This is a genomic window from Nocardia sp. IFM 10818 (assembly GCF_054655275.1).
Map to the genome: position 1 here is coordinate 4,075,779 of NZ_BAAHJH010000001.1, position 13,705 is coordinate 4,089,483.

11 protein-coding genes are annotated in these 13,705 nt (G+C 69.4%); 9 read left to right on the plus strand and 2 right to left on the minus strand.

Annotated elements, in window-relative coordinates:
* Positions 1–35 precede the first annotated feature (35 nt).
* The 5 genes from ACYQ5L_RS18605 (at position 36) to ACYQ5L_RS18625 (ending at position 5,921) form a co-directional block, all read left to right on the plus strand.
* A complete protein-coding gene (locus ACYQ5L_RS18605) occupies positions 36–365 on the plus strand; it encodes a transglycosylase family protein (protein ID WP_459958962.1) in 330 nt (109 codons plus the stop codon).
* Positions 366–517: 152 nt separating this feature from the next.
* Positions 518–1,876 carry an ABC transporter substrate-binding protein gene (locus ACYQ5L_RS18610; RefSeq protein WP_459958963.1) on the plus strand — a complete coding sequence of 453 codons (1,359 nt, stop codon included), beginning with the start codon at positions 518–520 and terminating at the stop codon, positions 1,874–1,876.
* Positions 1,873–3,735 carry an ABC transporter permease family protein gene (locus tag ACYQ5L_RS18615; RefSeq protein ID WP_459958964.1) on the plus strand — a complete coding sequence of 621 codons (1,863 nt, stop codon included), beginning with the start codon at positions 1,873–1,875 and terminating at the stop codon, positions 3,733–3,735. The genes ACYQ5L_RS18610 and ACYQ5L_RS18615 overlap by 4 nt, the downstream gene beginning before the upstream one ends.
* Positions 3,732–5,501, plus strand: a complete 1,770-nt coding sequence (locus ACYQ5L_RS18620; protein ID WP_459958965.1) for a tetratricopeptide repeat protein — start codon at positions 3,732–3,734, stop codon at positions 5,499–5,501. Before ACYQ5L_RS18615 ends, ACYQ5L_RS18620 begins: the two co-directional genes overlap by 4 nt.
* A gap of 63 nt (positions 5,502–5,564) precedes the next feature.
* Positions 5,565–5,921 carry an MmcQ/YjbR family DNA-binding protein gene (locus ACYQ5L_RS18625; RefSeq protein ID WP_459958966.1) on the plus strand — a complete coding sequence of 119 codons (357 nt, stop codon included), beginning with the start codon at positions 5,565–5,567 and terminating at the stop codon, positions 5,919–5,921.
* A gap of 8 nt (positions 5,922–5,929) precedes the next feature.
* Here ACYQ5L_RS18625 and ACYQ5L_RS18630 read toward each other — a convergent pair whose 3' ends face one another.
* Positions 5,930–6,583 carry a hypothetical protein gene (locus ACYQ5L_RS18630; protein ID WP_459958967.1) on the minus strand — a complete coding sequence of 218 codons (654 nt, stop codon included), beginning with the start codon at positions 6,581–6,583 and terminating at the stop codon, positions 5,930–5,932.
* A 417-nt stretch (positions 6,584–7,000) separates the two neighbouring features.
* Between ACYQ5L_RS18630 and ACYQ5L_RS18635 the strand changes: the two genes are divergently transcribed.
* Positions 7,001–7,240 carry a hypothetical protein gene (locus ACYQ5L_RS18635; RefSeq protein ID WP_459958968.1) on the plus strand — a complete coding sequence of 80 codons (240 nt, stop codon included), beginning with the start codon at positions 7,001–7,003 and terminating at the stop codon, positions 7,238–7,240.
* Here ACYQ5L_RS18635 and ACYQ5L_RS18640 read toward each other — a convergent pair.
* Positions 7,237–7,917, minus strand: coding sequence for a TVP38/TMEM64 family protein (locus ACYQ5L_RS18640; RefSeq protein ID WP_459963463.1), 681 nt, complete (start codon positions 7,915–7,917; stop codon positions 7,237–7,239). The genes ACYQ5L_RS18635 and ACYQ5L_RS18640 overlap by 4 nt on opposite strands.
* A gap of 233 nt (positions 7,918–8,150) precedes the next feature.
* On the opposite strand from ACYQ5L_RS18640, the gene mutA reads away from it, so the two are divergent.
* The 3 genes from mutA to meaB all read left to right on the plus strand — a co-directional run bounded on the left by mutA (position 8,151) and on the right by meaB (position 13,702).
* A complete protein-coding gene (gene mutA / locus ACYQ5L_RS18645; RefSeq protein ID WP_459958969.1) occupies positions 8,151–10,010 on the plus strand; it encodes a methylmalonyl-CoA mutase small subunit in 1,860 nt (619 codons plus the stop codon).
* A 2-nt stretch (positions 10,011–10,012) separates the two neighbouring features.
* Positions 10,013–12,265, plus strand: coding sequence for a methylmalonyl-CoA mutase (gene scpA, locus ACYQ5L_RS18650; RefSeq protein WP_459958970.1), 2,253 nt, complete (start codon positions 10,013–10,015; stop codon positions 12,263–12,265).
* A gap of 405 nt (positions 12,266–12,670) precedes the next feature.
* Positions 12,671–13,702, plus strand: a complete 1,032-nt coding sequence (meaB, locus tag ACYQ5L_RS18655; RefSeq protein WP_459963464.1) for a methylmalonyl Co-A mutase-associated GTPase MeaB — start codon at positions 12,671–12,673, stop codon at positions 13,700–13,702.
* The last annotated feature ends 3 nt before the right edge of the window (positions 13,703–13,705 follow it).

The following is a 13,705-nucleotide window of genomic DNA, read 5'->3' on the forward strand; positions in this document are numbered from 1 at the left end:
AGCGCGGGCCGCATGGGCGCAGGCCAGGAATCCCTATGCATCGCAAGTTCAGCACCCGCATGTTCGCCGCCACCGCCGCCGTCGCCGCCATCGCGTCCGTCCCGTTCGCGCTGACCACCGCGACCGCCTCGGCCGAAGGCCACAACTGGGACGCCGTCGCGCAGTGCGAGAGCGGCGGCAACTGGGCCATCAACACCGGTAACGGCTACTACGGCGGCCTGCAGTTCAGCCCGAGCACCTGGGCGGCCAACGGCGGCTCCGGCAACCCGGCCGACGCCAGCCGCGAGGAGCAGATCCGCGTCGCCGAGAACGTCCTGGCCACCCAGGGCCCCGGCGCCTGGCCGGTCTGCGGCGCCCACCTCTGACGCCACCGCAGCCTCATCCGATGGCCCCGTCCGCAATTGCGGACGGGGCCATCGCTTTTCATTCGACTGCGTCGATACACGACCTGAGGCATACTGTGTGGTAGCCATTTTCGCCGACGCCGACGTCGGCGAACCGGGGGGTCGTATAGGGCATGACAACGCGCAGAGCGATACTGCGAGCGGGTGTACTTCTCCCGCTGGCCACGGCCTGCGCGCCGAATGTCCTACTCGGTGATCGCGACAAGGTGCGAATCGCGGTGCCCTGGAGCGGATTCGAATTGCTGGCTTTCGATGCGGTTCTTGCGCGTGCCCGCGAGCGCGCCGCGAAACTGGGCATGCGCCGCGAAACGCAATTGATCCTGCTCGGCGACGATATCGACACCGCGTTCTCGGCGCGGGGCGCATCCGCTCCGGAAATCGTCATGCTGCCGCAGATCGGGCGAATCCGGGAGTTGCTCGCGGACAAGAATTCCCCACCGGCTATCGGCAATGAGCTCTGGGAGGACCGGGTCGGGCTGCGGTACGGACAGCACTGGGACCATGTGCTGCGCCGCAACGGACTGCTCGGCCGCGACGAGGTGCGGTACGGGCTGCCGTTCAAGAGCGCGCAGAAATCACTGATCTGGTACGACCGGCAGACCTTCGAAACGCACGAGAAATCGCTCGGCGCACACGGTTTGGGGGAGCCCGACTCGTGGACCGTCGCCGACTGGCAGACCGCCATGACGGCCCTGGAACCCAGCGGGGTGCGCCTGCTGGCCTTCGGCGCGGCCGACGGCTGGGTGGTCACCGACCTCTTCGAGAACCTGCTGCACGCCGAATCACGCTCGGTGTACACGGAATTGGAAACCGGAACCACCCAATGGCGATGGGATCAACCGGAGGTGCGGGCCGCCCTGCGCCGCATGGGTGAACTGTGCGCTCACCCGGCCGCCTTCCCCCGCGGCCTGGCCGTCGCCCTGACCCGGCAGTTCCCCGATGCCGTCCGCGATGTCTTCGACCACCGCCGCGCCCTGATGGTCGCCGCGCCGGACTTCGCCGAACCCTATGTGCACCGCAGCCTGGTGAACTCGGGCCGCAACACCGGCATCGTCGGCATCCTGCCCTTCCCCGCCCTCGCACCCGGTAGACAGCGCCCCCTCATCGGCGCCGGCGATGTCATGGTGCTGACCGGCGAGGCGGGCGCCGATGCCCGCACGCTGCTCGGCGAACTGGCCGCACCCGACGCGGCCACGCCGTGGATCGACGACATCGGCGGCTTCGTGGTGCCGAACCTGCGCAGCACACACCGCCATTCCCCGCACATGAACCCCGTCGCCCGCGAGCTCGATTCCTGGTCCAGCTTCGACCTGTCCGACCGCGTCGGCGCCGCCGGCGGCCGATGGGGCCTGCGCCGCATCCTCACCGACTACCTGCTCGACATCGCCGAGTCCGGCGTCGCGGGAGTCGAGGTCGCCGTGGACCGAGTGATCGCGAAGCTCGGCGAGTTCCGGACGGGCGGCTTCCCATGACCGCCCCGGAATTCGACCCGCGTGTCTTCGAAACCCCCGATCTGCGAATGGAACTGGCCACCCGCCGGCTGTCGGGCCCACTGATCCCCGGCCACCACCCGCGACGATGGTTCGGCTGGGCGGTCCGGATACCGGCATTCGTATTGATCGGCGTCCTGCTCGTGGCTCCTGTCGGGCGGACGGTGTGGCTGGCGGTCGATGCGCGGCCGGTGGTGGCGGGCGGTTGCGGTCTCGCCGTCCTGTGCGGGATCGCGGACACCGTCGTGGGCCGGACGCGGCGCTGGCTGTCGATGCTGGGACTGCTGATCGTCGGCGTGGTGGTGGTCGCGGCATTCGGTGCGGCGGGCACCTGGGCGTACGTGCGGACGCTGGGCTGGGTGCTGTGGGGAGTGTTCCTGGTACTGCTCGCACTGCTGCTGGCCTGGGTCAGCCGCGGTCCGCGCCGGGCGTGGCCGCCGCTGGTGCTGCCGTTCGGAATCTCCGCGTTCGCCTCGGGCATCGCGTTCCGGCTGATATTCGAATCGGGCGGTGACGCCGGGCGATTGGACGATGTCGGCGAGTACCGGTGGCTGTTCGTCGTCATGCTCGGGCTGGCATTCGCCTGGACATGGCTGGGTGCGCTGGCCGGGATGTGGCGAGCGGCCATTATCGGGGTGGAGGCCGATCCCGTGCAGTCGCGGACGATGCACGGGCCGGACATCGGCGCCCCCGGGCCCGGCGGTTTCGTGCGGAGACAGGCGCGGCGGCTGCGGAACCAGATCCGCATGCTGCACGAGGCACGCAAGTTGCTGCATCCGACCCTGCTGATGCTCGGGCTGATCGTCGGTGTCGCGGCGGCACGGGTTTTCGACGTCGTCCTGATCGCGGTGCCGGGCCCGCTGCAACCGTCGGCCGAGAGCGCCACCGTGCACTGGTGGTATCTGGCGGGCACGTCGGGATTCGGCGACGGGTACGCGGCCGCCTACGCACTGCCGCTGGCCGTTCTCATCGGCCTGACCGCATGGGTGTTGCAGCCCGATATGCGCCGCTACCGCAGACCCGGACCGGAATCCCGTGCGCCGGAACGGGATTCGGACCGGTCGCGCCTGTCGTGGCGGTCCTGGGTGTGGCGATTGCTGCTGCTGGTGCCGGTGCTGTTCCCGATCGGCTGGCTGATCTGGGTGGCGTTGCGGCAATCGCATGGCTTCGGAGCCGCGGGCGTGCGCTGGGCGTGGAGCGATGCCGCGCTGTGGCGTTCGCTCGAGACGACACTGTGGGTGAGTTCGCTGGCGACCCTGGTGGTGGTGACCGCCGCGGTGCCGGTCGCCTTCGTGCTGGCCGAACTCGCACCGGGGCAATGGATATCGCGTATCGCGCTGCCGCTGGTGGTGATCCTCACCGTCATGCCCGCGCAGCTCTACGGCGGCCCGATCCGGACCCTGCTGGATACGTGGGGCTTGTCCGGCAGCCGCATTCCGCTGATCTTCGTGCACGCGGCCGCCGGTCTGCCCATGGCGATTCTCATTCTGCGCGGCGCGCTACTGGCTCCGCCGGATTCGCCGGCCGCCGACGCGCTGCACGGATTGGCAAGGCCCGCAACGATTCGGCGGCGGTTCCTGGAGATGGCGGGTCCTGCGATCGGGGCGGTGGCGGTCCTGGAATTCATCCAGGTGTGGAACGATTTCTTCATCGGCCTGCTGATCGGCGGTGTCGGTGAAACCCCCTGGTCGCGGCTGCTGTGGGGCGAAGCCCGCCAATTCCACGAGAACGCCAGCCATCTCGCGGCGGGCGCACTGCTGTCGGCGATCCTGCCCGTCGTGCTGCTGCTGTGCACGTGGCGGCGCTGGGTGGTGCCCGGCATCACCGGGGTACGGCAATGACCCAGCCCGAGCAGCCCAGCGGACAGTCGCCATTGATCGCCACACCCAGGTCGTCGCTGTGGCGCGGTGTCCTCGCTACGGCCTCGGCGGTGGCCACCGCGCTCATCTACCAGCTGGCTCGCACCCTGGTGGTGGACGCCTTCGGTGACAATCCCGCGGTGAAGCCGTACCTGCAGGCGCTGCTGTGGTTGCCGGTCGTGATCGTCGCCCCGGCCGGCGCGTACGTGCTGTACCGGTCCGCGGGGCTGATGCGGGAACGGCGCCGCCGTGCCCGGGAGGCGGATGTGCTGGCCGGTTTGACCGGGCCGGGCCCGGTTGCGGTCGAAGGCGACTCGGAGGAACGGCAGGGGATTCGTCCCGGTGTCAACGCGGTGGTGCAGCAGGACGGCGTCCACGCCGTAATACGGGTGCTGCGGACCTTGCCCGTGCGGACATACTGCCGGACCGGATTCATGGTCATGCTGGGTGCGATGGTCGAGGCGCCGGCCCGCATACCCGCCAGTGAGGCGCAGCAGTGGAATCCACCCCCCGGCGCCCCCGCCGTCGTGCTCGCCGAGCTCTTCACGCGCGGCGAATTGCAGCTGGATGGACCCGATGGGTACCGGCGGACTCGCGACGAGTCCGACACGATGCCGGATGCGCCGGAAGCCGTGGTCGCCGCCATGCGCGCGGCCGCATTGCCCGCGCTGCTCGCCCATCACGCCGACCGTGCGAGCCGGTGGACGATCGCCCTCGACACCGTCGCCCTCGGCGCCGCCGCCCGCCGATGGTTCGACCGGGAGGGACCCTACCTACGGACCCTGGTCATCGAGTGCGGTGCGCCCACCGCACCGATCCTGCCCGCGTCCGCCGTCCATGACCTGGCACGGATAGCGGATGCGCTCGACGCTTGGTATGGACAGCTCGGCACGGACGAGGACGGACCGCTGCCCGCCGCGGGCCTCAGCCTTCCGAATGCTCTGCTGCGGATTCGGGGCATCGAGAACGACGCGGCGGCACAAGAATTGGCGGCCATCCGCCGCGGCACGGACTTCGGCCCGCAGCGAAAGCGTGCCCGCGGGCGATTCCGCTCGAGCCTGGCCGCCCGCAAGGAACATCGCCGCGCCCAACGCCTGCTCCGCCCGGCCCCCGCGCCCGCACCGGCCCCCGGCGTCTCAGCGGCCGTCGCGCGTGCCGGTGCGGTGCAGCGCCGGTTGGCCACCGCCGAGCGGTCCTTCGAATCCGCATGGTGGCTGCTGCCCCGCGCCGACGTCAAAGGAGAGGTGTGCACCCTGGTGAATCTCGCCGTCGTGCATATTCACCAGGGCCGCTACGACGCCGCCGGCGATCGACTGGAACTCGCCGAAGCATTGACCCGCAACGGCATCGACCCCGCCGGCCGCGCCCACACCCACGAAACGATGGGCGTAATGATGTGGGCAAAGAAGGAACCGGAAGCCGCAGCGCGCTGCTGGCAAGCCGCACTGCGCGACTACCGCGCCCTCCGCGACAACCCCGGAATCGCCCGCTGCCTGCAACATCTCGGCTCGGCCGCAGTGGCCGCGCCGCGCCGCATCGGCGGCCTCCTCCTGACGGGCGACGACCGCCTGACAACCGCCGAAGTCCTGCGCCAGGCCACCGGCTGGCTTGCCGAAGCCGAGCGCCTCGGAACGACCACCGGGCTCGCCCGCGACTACCGAGCCGAAGCAGTCGGCCTGCTTCCCGACGCCATCACCCCACTGAACGCCATCGACCGCTGGCCCCTCCCCGAGGACGGCGACACCTGACCCGGCGGCAATCCGTTCCCATTCGTCCAAGCGGCGTCCGCGCTGCGGGTGCACACTGGCTTCATGACCTTGACCTGGCAAGACGTTGTGGCGTTCGCGACCACGCTCCCGGCGGTGGAGGAGGGGACCTGGTGGCGGAGTCCGGGGCTGAATGTCGCGGGCAAGAGTTTCGCGCGGTTGCGGAGCGAGGCCGAGGGCGGGCTGGTGTTGCGGTGTGAGCCCGAGGAGAAGGAGGCGCTGCTCGCTTCCGGGGATGACGCCTTCTACACCACGCCGCACTATGACGGGTCGCCGTACATTCTCATCGACCTGGATCGGGTGGATGAGGATCAGTTGCACGAATTGATCGACGGTGCGTGGTGGTTGTCGGCGCCGGCCCGAGTCCGCAAGCAGCGCGAACGTGATGATGCCCGGGGCTGATTCGCTGCTCAGCAGAAGGTGATGAGGGTTTTGTTCGCCACCGAGACGCGCGCCGCCTCGTAGAAGAGCAGCCAGGTTTCTCGTTCGCGGTAGAAGGGGTGTTCGTCGTCATCGCCGTGTTCGGCCATGATCCTGGCGATTTCGGCATCCGACAGTTCGTCGTCGACCAGGGTGATTCCGAGGTAGGGGGCGACGTATTCGAGTTCGCGCAGCAGTCCGTCGCTGGATCCCACCATGCCGCCGGGCAGGCCCAGCTCCTCGTCGGGAAAGAGCACCTCGTCGAAATCCACCGGTACGTAATAGCCTTCGCAGTCCGAATGGCACAGCAGATGCGATTCGAACATGTACATGAGGCTGTCCACCGCCTCGTCTTCGGTGGGATCCTCACCCTCCGCGACGGGCGTGAGCGGCTCGTCGGGGTACTCGTGGGCGCGTGCGTAGGCGCGGCGCAGGTAGTGCACGAAGCTATAGGGAACACTGCCGAGCGTGTCTCGCGCGGTCGCCGGGCCGCGCGTCGTCGCTTCGTGATGCGGCGAAAGCCCTTCGTGCAGTAGCAGATCGTTGATGGCGCGCAGTTGATCGCGCAGCTCGTCGACCTCCTCGGGATAGTCGGTGTCCTGCAGTGCGTCGGCGAAAACATGTGTCGCTACGGCCAGCCCCATGCGGGTGAGGCTAGCGGCCCGCACCGACATCCGTGAGCGGCCCACCGCACCTATATCAACGCCGACCCCGTCACCGCGCTGTTGCTGAACTACGGCCGCATCTCGCAGTGGACGCCGGCGCTCACCGGTCGCGTGCTGACCCGGGGTCGAAAGCCTTGGCTCGCGGCCGGATTCGCGCGCCGCTGCCTCTCGGCCCAGTCGGTCGCGAAGTTGCCGCGCGATCACGGCACAGCGGGGTTGATCTGCGCATCGGGGAACCACCCTCAGGGGACCCGGATCCGGCACCCGCACCGGCCCCTGAAATTAGCCCTATTCAGGCGTTTTCCCTGCGAAATCACATGCGATTCCCAGGAAATGGGTCTTCCATCGAACATGTGCGCCGCCCTCCGGCGCACCTCGTCCGAGAGAGGAATCGCCATGCCCGCCAAGTCGATCTTCACCGCCCGCCGCACCGCCGCGCGGGTCCTCGTCGCCGGGATGCTGGCGGTGGTTCCCCTCGCCACGGTGGCCGCCGCCGCCAGCGCGCACGCCGACACCCCGCCCGCGAGCACCGTCCCGGACCCCGGCACCGATCCGGCGATCATGCTGCTGATGAACCAGACCCCGCCGGACATGATCAATCTGCAGCAGCGCCACCAGAATCGGCCCTGCCCTTAATTCGCGGCAGCCTCGAGCGCGCGGTCGGGATCGCTCTCCGGGGTGCCGAGCCGGCTGTCGAGAACCAGCCCCGCGACGCCGAGCAGCACACACAGCGCGGTCACGATGATCTGCCCGGCATCGGTTTCCCCGGTGAGGGCATTGCCGAGCATGACGGTGGCCACCGTGCCCGGCAGAATGCCCACGACCGTGGCGAGAAAGTAGGGCAGCATCCGGACCGAGGACAGCGCCGCGCAGTAATTGACCACCGCGAAGGGCGCGAAGGCGATCAGCCGCAGTGATCCGACCGCGAGCCAGCCGCGGCGGGCCAGGCGCGCGTCCACCGCCCGCACGGTCGGATGGGTGAGGCGTGCACGGACCCGTTCCTTGTCGAGGGTGCGGACCAGCAGCAGCGCCAGCACCGCGCTCACGGTGGTGGCGGCGACGGCCAGCGACAGGCCCAGCGCCGATCCGAACAGCATGCCCGCGCTCAGGGTGAAAACCGTGCGCGGGAACGGGAGAATGCACACCAGGGTGTGCACCACGAAGAACACCAGCGGCAGCCACGGGCCCACCGAATCGGCCCACACCCGTATCTGTTGTGGTCCGGGATGCGGTGCGAACGCCGCCAGCGCCAGCACCGCTACGCCCGCGAGCAGCAGCGCCAGCACGCGCGGTTGCCGCAGCCGCGCGAGCAGTTCGGGCAGTCGGCTCAGCGGTCGGCGGCGGCGCTCGAGCGGCGCGGGCGGGCTTGTTGGCACCGCGCCAGGTTACCCGCCGGTAGCGAGACTCGGGCGACAGTAATCGGAAAGGTGTGGTTAGCATCAGGGGACAGACGATGAATGCTCGTTAACCGAAGTGCCCGCTGAGCTGTATGAATGCGGTCGAAAGCGGGCATTGAAGTCGGGGAGTGGAAGAAGGAACAGCAGCTATGCCGATTGCTTCAGACCCGGACGCCGATCCGGTGCCCGGGTACGCCGCCTGGCGCAAGGGTGTCGCCGGAGTGCTGGCCAAGGCCCGCAGGGTGGACGTATCGGAACTGCCGGAAGAGCCGGAGAAGCTGCTCGCGGTCTCGACCTATGACGGGCTCACGGTCAACCCGCTGTACACCCGGCGTGACGAGCTGCCCGAACAGCCGCTGCCGGGGCAATTCCCGTTCGTGCGCGGCGGAGACGCCACCCGCGACGTGCATCGCGGCTGGTTCGTGAACCAGCGCTTCGGCGGTCCGGACGCCGAGGCGGTCAACGCGAAGATCATGGGCGCGCTGGAGAACGGCGTGAGCGCGATCGGGCTGGGCGTGGGGGAGCGCGGCGTCCCGGTCGCCGGGATTCCGGCCGCCCTCTCGGGCCTGCTGTTCGAGCTGGCCCCGCTGACCCTGGACGCCGGCCCGGACGTGACCGCGGCTGCGGCCCAGGTGTTCTCGGTGCTCGACGGCTACACCGCGGAGAACCGCAAGGACATTCGCGTGCAGCTGGGCGCGACGCCGCTGACGAGCCTGTTCGCCGGCACCTCGGCCATCGACCTGGACGCCGCGATCGCCCTCGCCCAGCAGGCGGTGGCCCGGCCCGAGACGGTGCGCGCGATCACGGTGTGCGGCGTCGCCTTCCACAATGCCGGGGCCTCCGACGCCCAGGAGCTGGGCGCGGCCGTGGCCGCGGGCCTGGCGTACCTGCGCGCGCTCACCGACGCGGGCGCGGACATCGTGGACGCCCTCGAGCAACTGGAATTCCGCTTCGCCGCCACCGACGACCAGTTCGAGACCATCGCCAAATTCCGTGCCGCCCGGCGACTCTGGGCGCGCGTGGCGCAGGTCTGCGGCGCGCCCGACTACGGCAACGCGCCCCAGCACGCCATGACCTCCCCGGCCATGATGACCCAGCGCGATCCGTGGGTGAACATGCTGCGCACCACCCTCGCCGCCTTCGGCGCGGGCGTGGGCGGCGCGGACATCGTCACGGTGCTGCCCTTCGACAATGCCCTGCCCGCCGGGGAACTCGGTGTCTCGCAGGCCTTCTCCGAGCGCATGGCCCGCAATACCCAGCTGTTGCTGCTCGAGGAATCCCACCTCGGCCACGTGCAGGATCCGGGCGCGGGCTCCTGGTACGTCGAATCCCTCACCGACGCGCTGGCCGCCAAGGCGTGGGAGTTCATGCAGGAACTGGAGGCCGTCGGCGGCTACCTGGCCGCCCTGGAGTCCGGACTGCTGGCCGAGCGCATCGCCGAGACCAAGACCAAGCGCGATTCCGATGTGGCGCACCGCAAGACGGCCGTCACCGGCGTGAACGAATTCCCGAACCTGGCCGAGGAACCGCTCTCGGAGGCGGCGCGGCTGGCGAGCCCGGTGTCGAGCTACGGCGCGGCCTTCGAGGCGCTGCGCAACCGCAGCGACGCCTACCTGGTCGCCCATGGCGCACGGCCCAAGGCGCTGCTGGTGCCGCTGGGCCCGGTTTCGGAGCACAATGTGCGGGTCACCTTCACGGCCAACCTGCTGGCCTCCGGCGGTATCGAATCGATCAATCCGGGCGCGCTGGTCGGGGCTGGGATCGGCGCGGCGGCAACCGAATCCGGTGCGGCGCTGGCGGTGCTGTGCGGTTCCGACGCCCGCTACGGCTCCGATGCCGGTGCGGCCGTGGCGGCGCTGCGCGAGGCGGGCGTGACCACGGTGCTGCTGGCCGGTCCGGAGAAGGCGGTCGCCGACCTGACCGGCGCGCAGCGGCCGGACGGATTCCTGACGGCGCGGATGGATGCGGTGACGGCGCTGTCCGGCCTGCTGGAAAAGCTGGGAGCATAGAGATGAGTGACATCAAGCATCTGATCGGCAATTTCGCCGAGGTTCCGCTCGGCGAGCCCGCGGCCGCGACGGTCGAGGCCACCGCGGTGGACGCCTTCGTCAAGGAGGCCGCGGCCGCCAATAACTATGCGCCCGAACAGCTCACCTGGGCCACGCCCGAAGGCATCGACGTCCCACCGGTTTTCACCAAGGCCGACCGCGATGCCATTGCCGCCGCGGGCTATCCGCTCGACAGCGTGCCCGGCGTGGCCCCGTTCGTGCGTGGTCCGTACCCCACCATGTACGTGAACCAGCCGTGGACGATTCGCCAGTACGCCGGATTCTCCACCGCCGCTGATTCCAATGCCTTCTACCGCCGCAACCTGCAGGCGGGCCAGAAGGGCCTGTCGGTGGCCTTCGACCTGGCCACCCACCGCGGCTACGACTCCGATCACCCGCGCGTCACCGGCGATGTGGGCATGGCCGGTGTGGCCATCGACTCCATCCTGGACATGCGGGAGTTGTTCGACCACATTCCGCTGGACCAGGTCTCGGTGTCGATGACCATGAACGGCGCGGTGCTGCCCATTCTCGCGCTCTACGTCGTGGCCGCCGAGGAGCAGGGCGTCAAGCCCGAACAGCTGGCCGGAACCATTCAGAACGACATTCTGAAGGAGTTCATGGTCCGCAACACCTACATCTATCCGCCCAAGCCCTCCATGCGGATCATCTCCGACATCTTCGCCTTCACCTCCGCGAAGATGCCGAAGTTCAACTCGATCTCCATCTCCGGCTACCACATTCAGGAAGCCGGGGCCACCGCCGACCTGGAGCTGGCCTACACCCTCGCCGACGGCGTCGAGTACATTCGCGCCGGCATCGAGGCGGGCATGGAGGTCGACAAGTTCGCCCCGCGCCTGTCGTTCTTCTGGGCCATCGGCATGAACTTCTTCATGGAGGTCGCCAAGCTGCGCGCCGGGCGCCTGCTGTGGAGCGAGCTGGTCGCCAAGTTCGAGCCCAAGAGCGCCAAATCCCTTGCGCTGCGCACCCATTCGCAGACCTCGGGCTGGTCGCTCACCGCGCAGGACGTGTTCAACAATGTGGCCCGCACCTGCGTGGAGGCCATGGCCGCGACCCAGGGCCACACCCAGTCGCTGCACACCAACGCCCTCGACGAGGCCCTGGCCCTGCCGACGGACTTCTCCGCCCGCATCGCCCGCAATACCCAGCTGCTCATCCAGCAGGAGTCGGGCACCACCCGGCCCGCCGACCCGTGGGGCGGCTCCTACTACGTGGAATGGCTCACCCACCAGCTCGCCCAGCGCGCCCGCGCGCACATCGCCGAGGTGGAGGCGCACGGCGGTATGGCGCAGGCGATTTCGGAGGGCATTCCGAAGCTGCGCATCGAAGAGGCCGCCGCCCGCACCCAGGCGCGCATCGACACCGGCCAGCAGCCGGTCATCGGCGTCAACAAGTACCAGGTCGAAGAGGACACCCCGATCGAGGTGCTCAAGGTCGACAACACCCGCGTGCGCGCCGAGCAGAACGAGAAGCTGAAGCGGCTGCGCGCGGAACGGGATTCGGCCGAAGTGGAGCAGGCCCTGGCCGAATTGACCCGTGCCGCAGCCTCGTCCGAGGGCGGCATGGAGAACAACCTCCTCGCACTGGCCATCAATGCCGCGCGCGCCAAGGCCACCGTCGGCGAGATCTCCGACGCCCTGGAAAAGGTCTACGGCCGCCACCAGGCCGAAATCCGTACGCTCTCCGGCGTTTACCGTGAAGAGGCGGGCAAGGTGACCAATATCAGCCGGGCCATCGATCTGGTCGAGGAATTCGCCGAAGCCGAGGGCCGCCGCCCCCGCATCCTGGTCGCCAAGATGGGCCAGGACGGTCACGACCGCGGTCAGAAGGTCATCGCCACCGCCTTCGCCGACCTCGGCATGGACGTCGATGTGGGCCCGCTGTTCCAGACCCCCGAAGAGGTGGCCCAGCAGGCGGCCGACAACGACGTGCACATCGTCGGCGTCTCCTCCCTGGCGGCCGGCCACCTCACGCTGGTGCCGGCCCTGCGGCAGGCACTGGCCGATGTCGGCCGCCCCGACATCATGGTCATCGTCGGCGGCGTCATCCCGCCCGGCGACTTCGCCGAACTCTACGAGGCCGGCGCGGCCGCCATCTTCCCGCCCGGCACGGTGATCGCCGACGCCGCCGTCGACCTCATCAAGAAACTGGCCGAATCCCTCGGCCACGAGATCGGCACCGGCGCGGCCGAATGAGCAGCCGGACGCGCAGGCGGCGGCGCACCGTGACCATCGAGTGCGCCGCTGGTCCGCGCAGCGGGGGGCGTGGCGAGAACAGGCACCGCGCTGTTGCGGGAAGGCGCACGGCATGAGTGGACGAGCGCGTGTGCGGCAGCGCAGCGTGATCACGGAGTGGGCCGCGGATTCGCGGAGCCGGCATCGTACGAGCGGCCGGCTACACGCGTGGCAGCGCACCGTGCTCACGGAGTGTGGAGCTGGTTCGCCGAGCAGGCGCGGTTCGAGCGGTCGAGCGTGCGGGCAGGCGCGTGGCGTGCATGCGCGGCGGCCTGTCTCCGAGCGGAAGGTCAGGGCATGAGCGACGCCGCACGGGGCGCCGAGGGCGGGCACGGCCCTCGGCTCGGTACTACGGCGGGTGTCGCGATGTCCGGCGGCGCAAGACCGGCAGCGGCCGCCGGGGCGCGGCGGACCATCGACGTGGACGCTCTCGCGGAGCAGATCCGCGGCGGGCAGCGAGCGGCGTTGGCGCGCGCGATCACGCTGGTCGAATCCACGCGCGCGGATCATCGGGAGCTGGCTCAGCAGTTGTTGCTGCGGCTGGCTCCGGCCGAGGACGCCGTCGTGTCCAATCGCGTGGGCATCACCGGTGTGCCGGGCGTGGGCAAGTCGACCTTTATCGATGCGCTCGGCATGTACCTGATCGGTGAAGGCCATCGGGTCGCGGTGCTGGCGGTGGATCCGTCCTCCACCCGCACCGGCGGTTCCATTCTCGGCGACAAGACCCGCATGGCACGGCTGGCGGTGGAGCGGGACGCGTTCATCCGGCCCTCGCCGACCGCGGGCACGCTCGGCGGCGTCGCCAAGGCCACCCGCGAGACCATCGTGCTGCTCGAGGCGGCGGGATACGACGTGATCCTGGTGGAGACCGTCGGCGTCGGGCAGTCCGAGGTGACCGTGGCCAATATGGTCGACGTCTTCTGCTTCCTCACCTTGGCTCGGACCGGCGATCAGTTGCAGGGGATCAAGAAGGGCGTGCTCGAGCTGGCCGACCTGGTCGCGGTGAACAAGGCCGACGGCAAGCACGAGCTCGAGGCCAAGACCGCCGCGCGTGAGCTGAGCGGGGCCATGCGGTTGATTCATCCGCGTGAATCCCTGTGGCATCCACCGGTATTGACGATGAGCGGGTTGAACGGCACCGGGCTGGACCGGTTCTGGGATGTGGTGCTCACCCATCGCCGAGTTCTCACCGAGGCAGGGGAATTCGCGGAGAAGCGCCGGAGGCAGCAGATCGACTGGACGTGGACCATGGTGCACGACAACCTGCTTCGCCGGCTCACCGACAATCCGGCGGTGAAAGCGCTTCGCCCGCAGGTGGAGAAGCAGATCCGCGATGGTTCGCTCACGCCCGCCCTGGCCGCGGAGGAGATCCTGCGCGCCTTCGACGCGAGGGGCTGATCG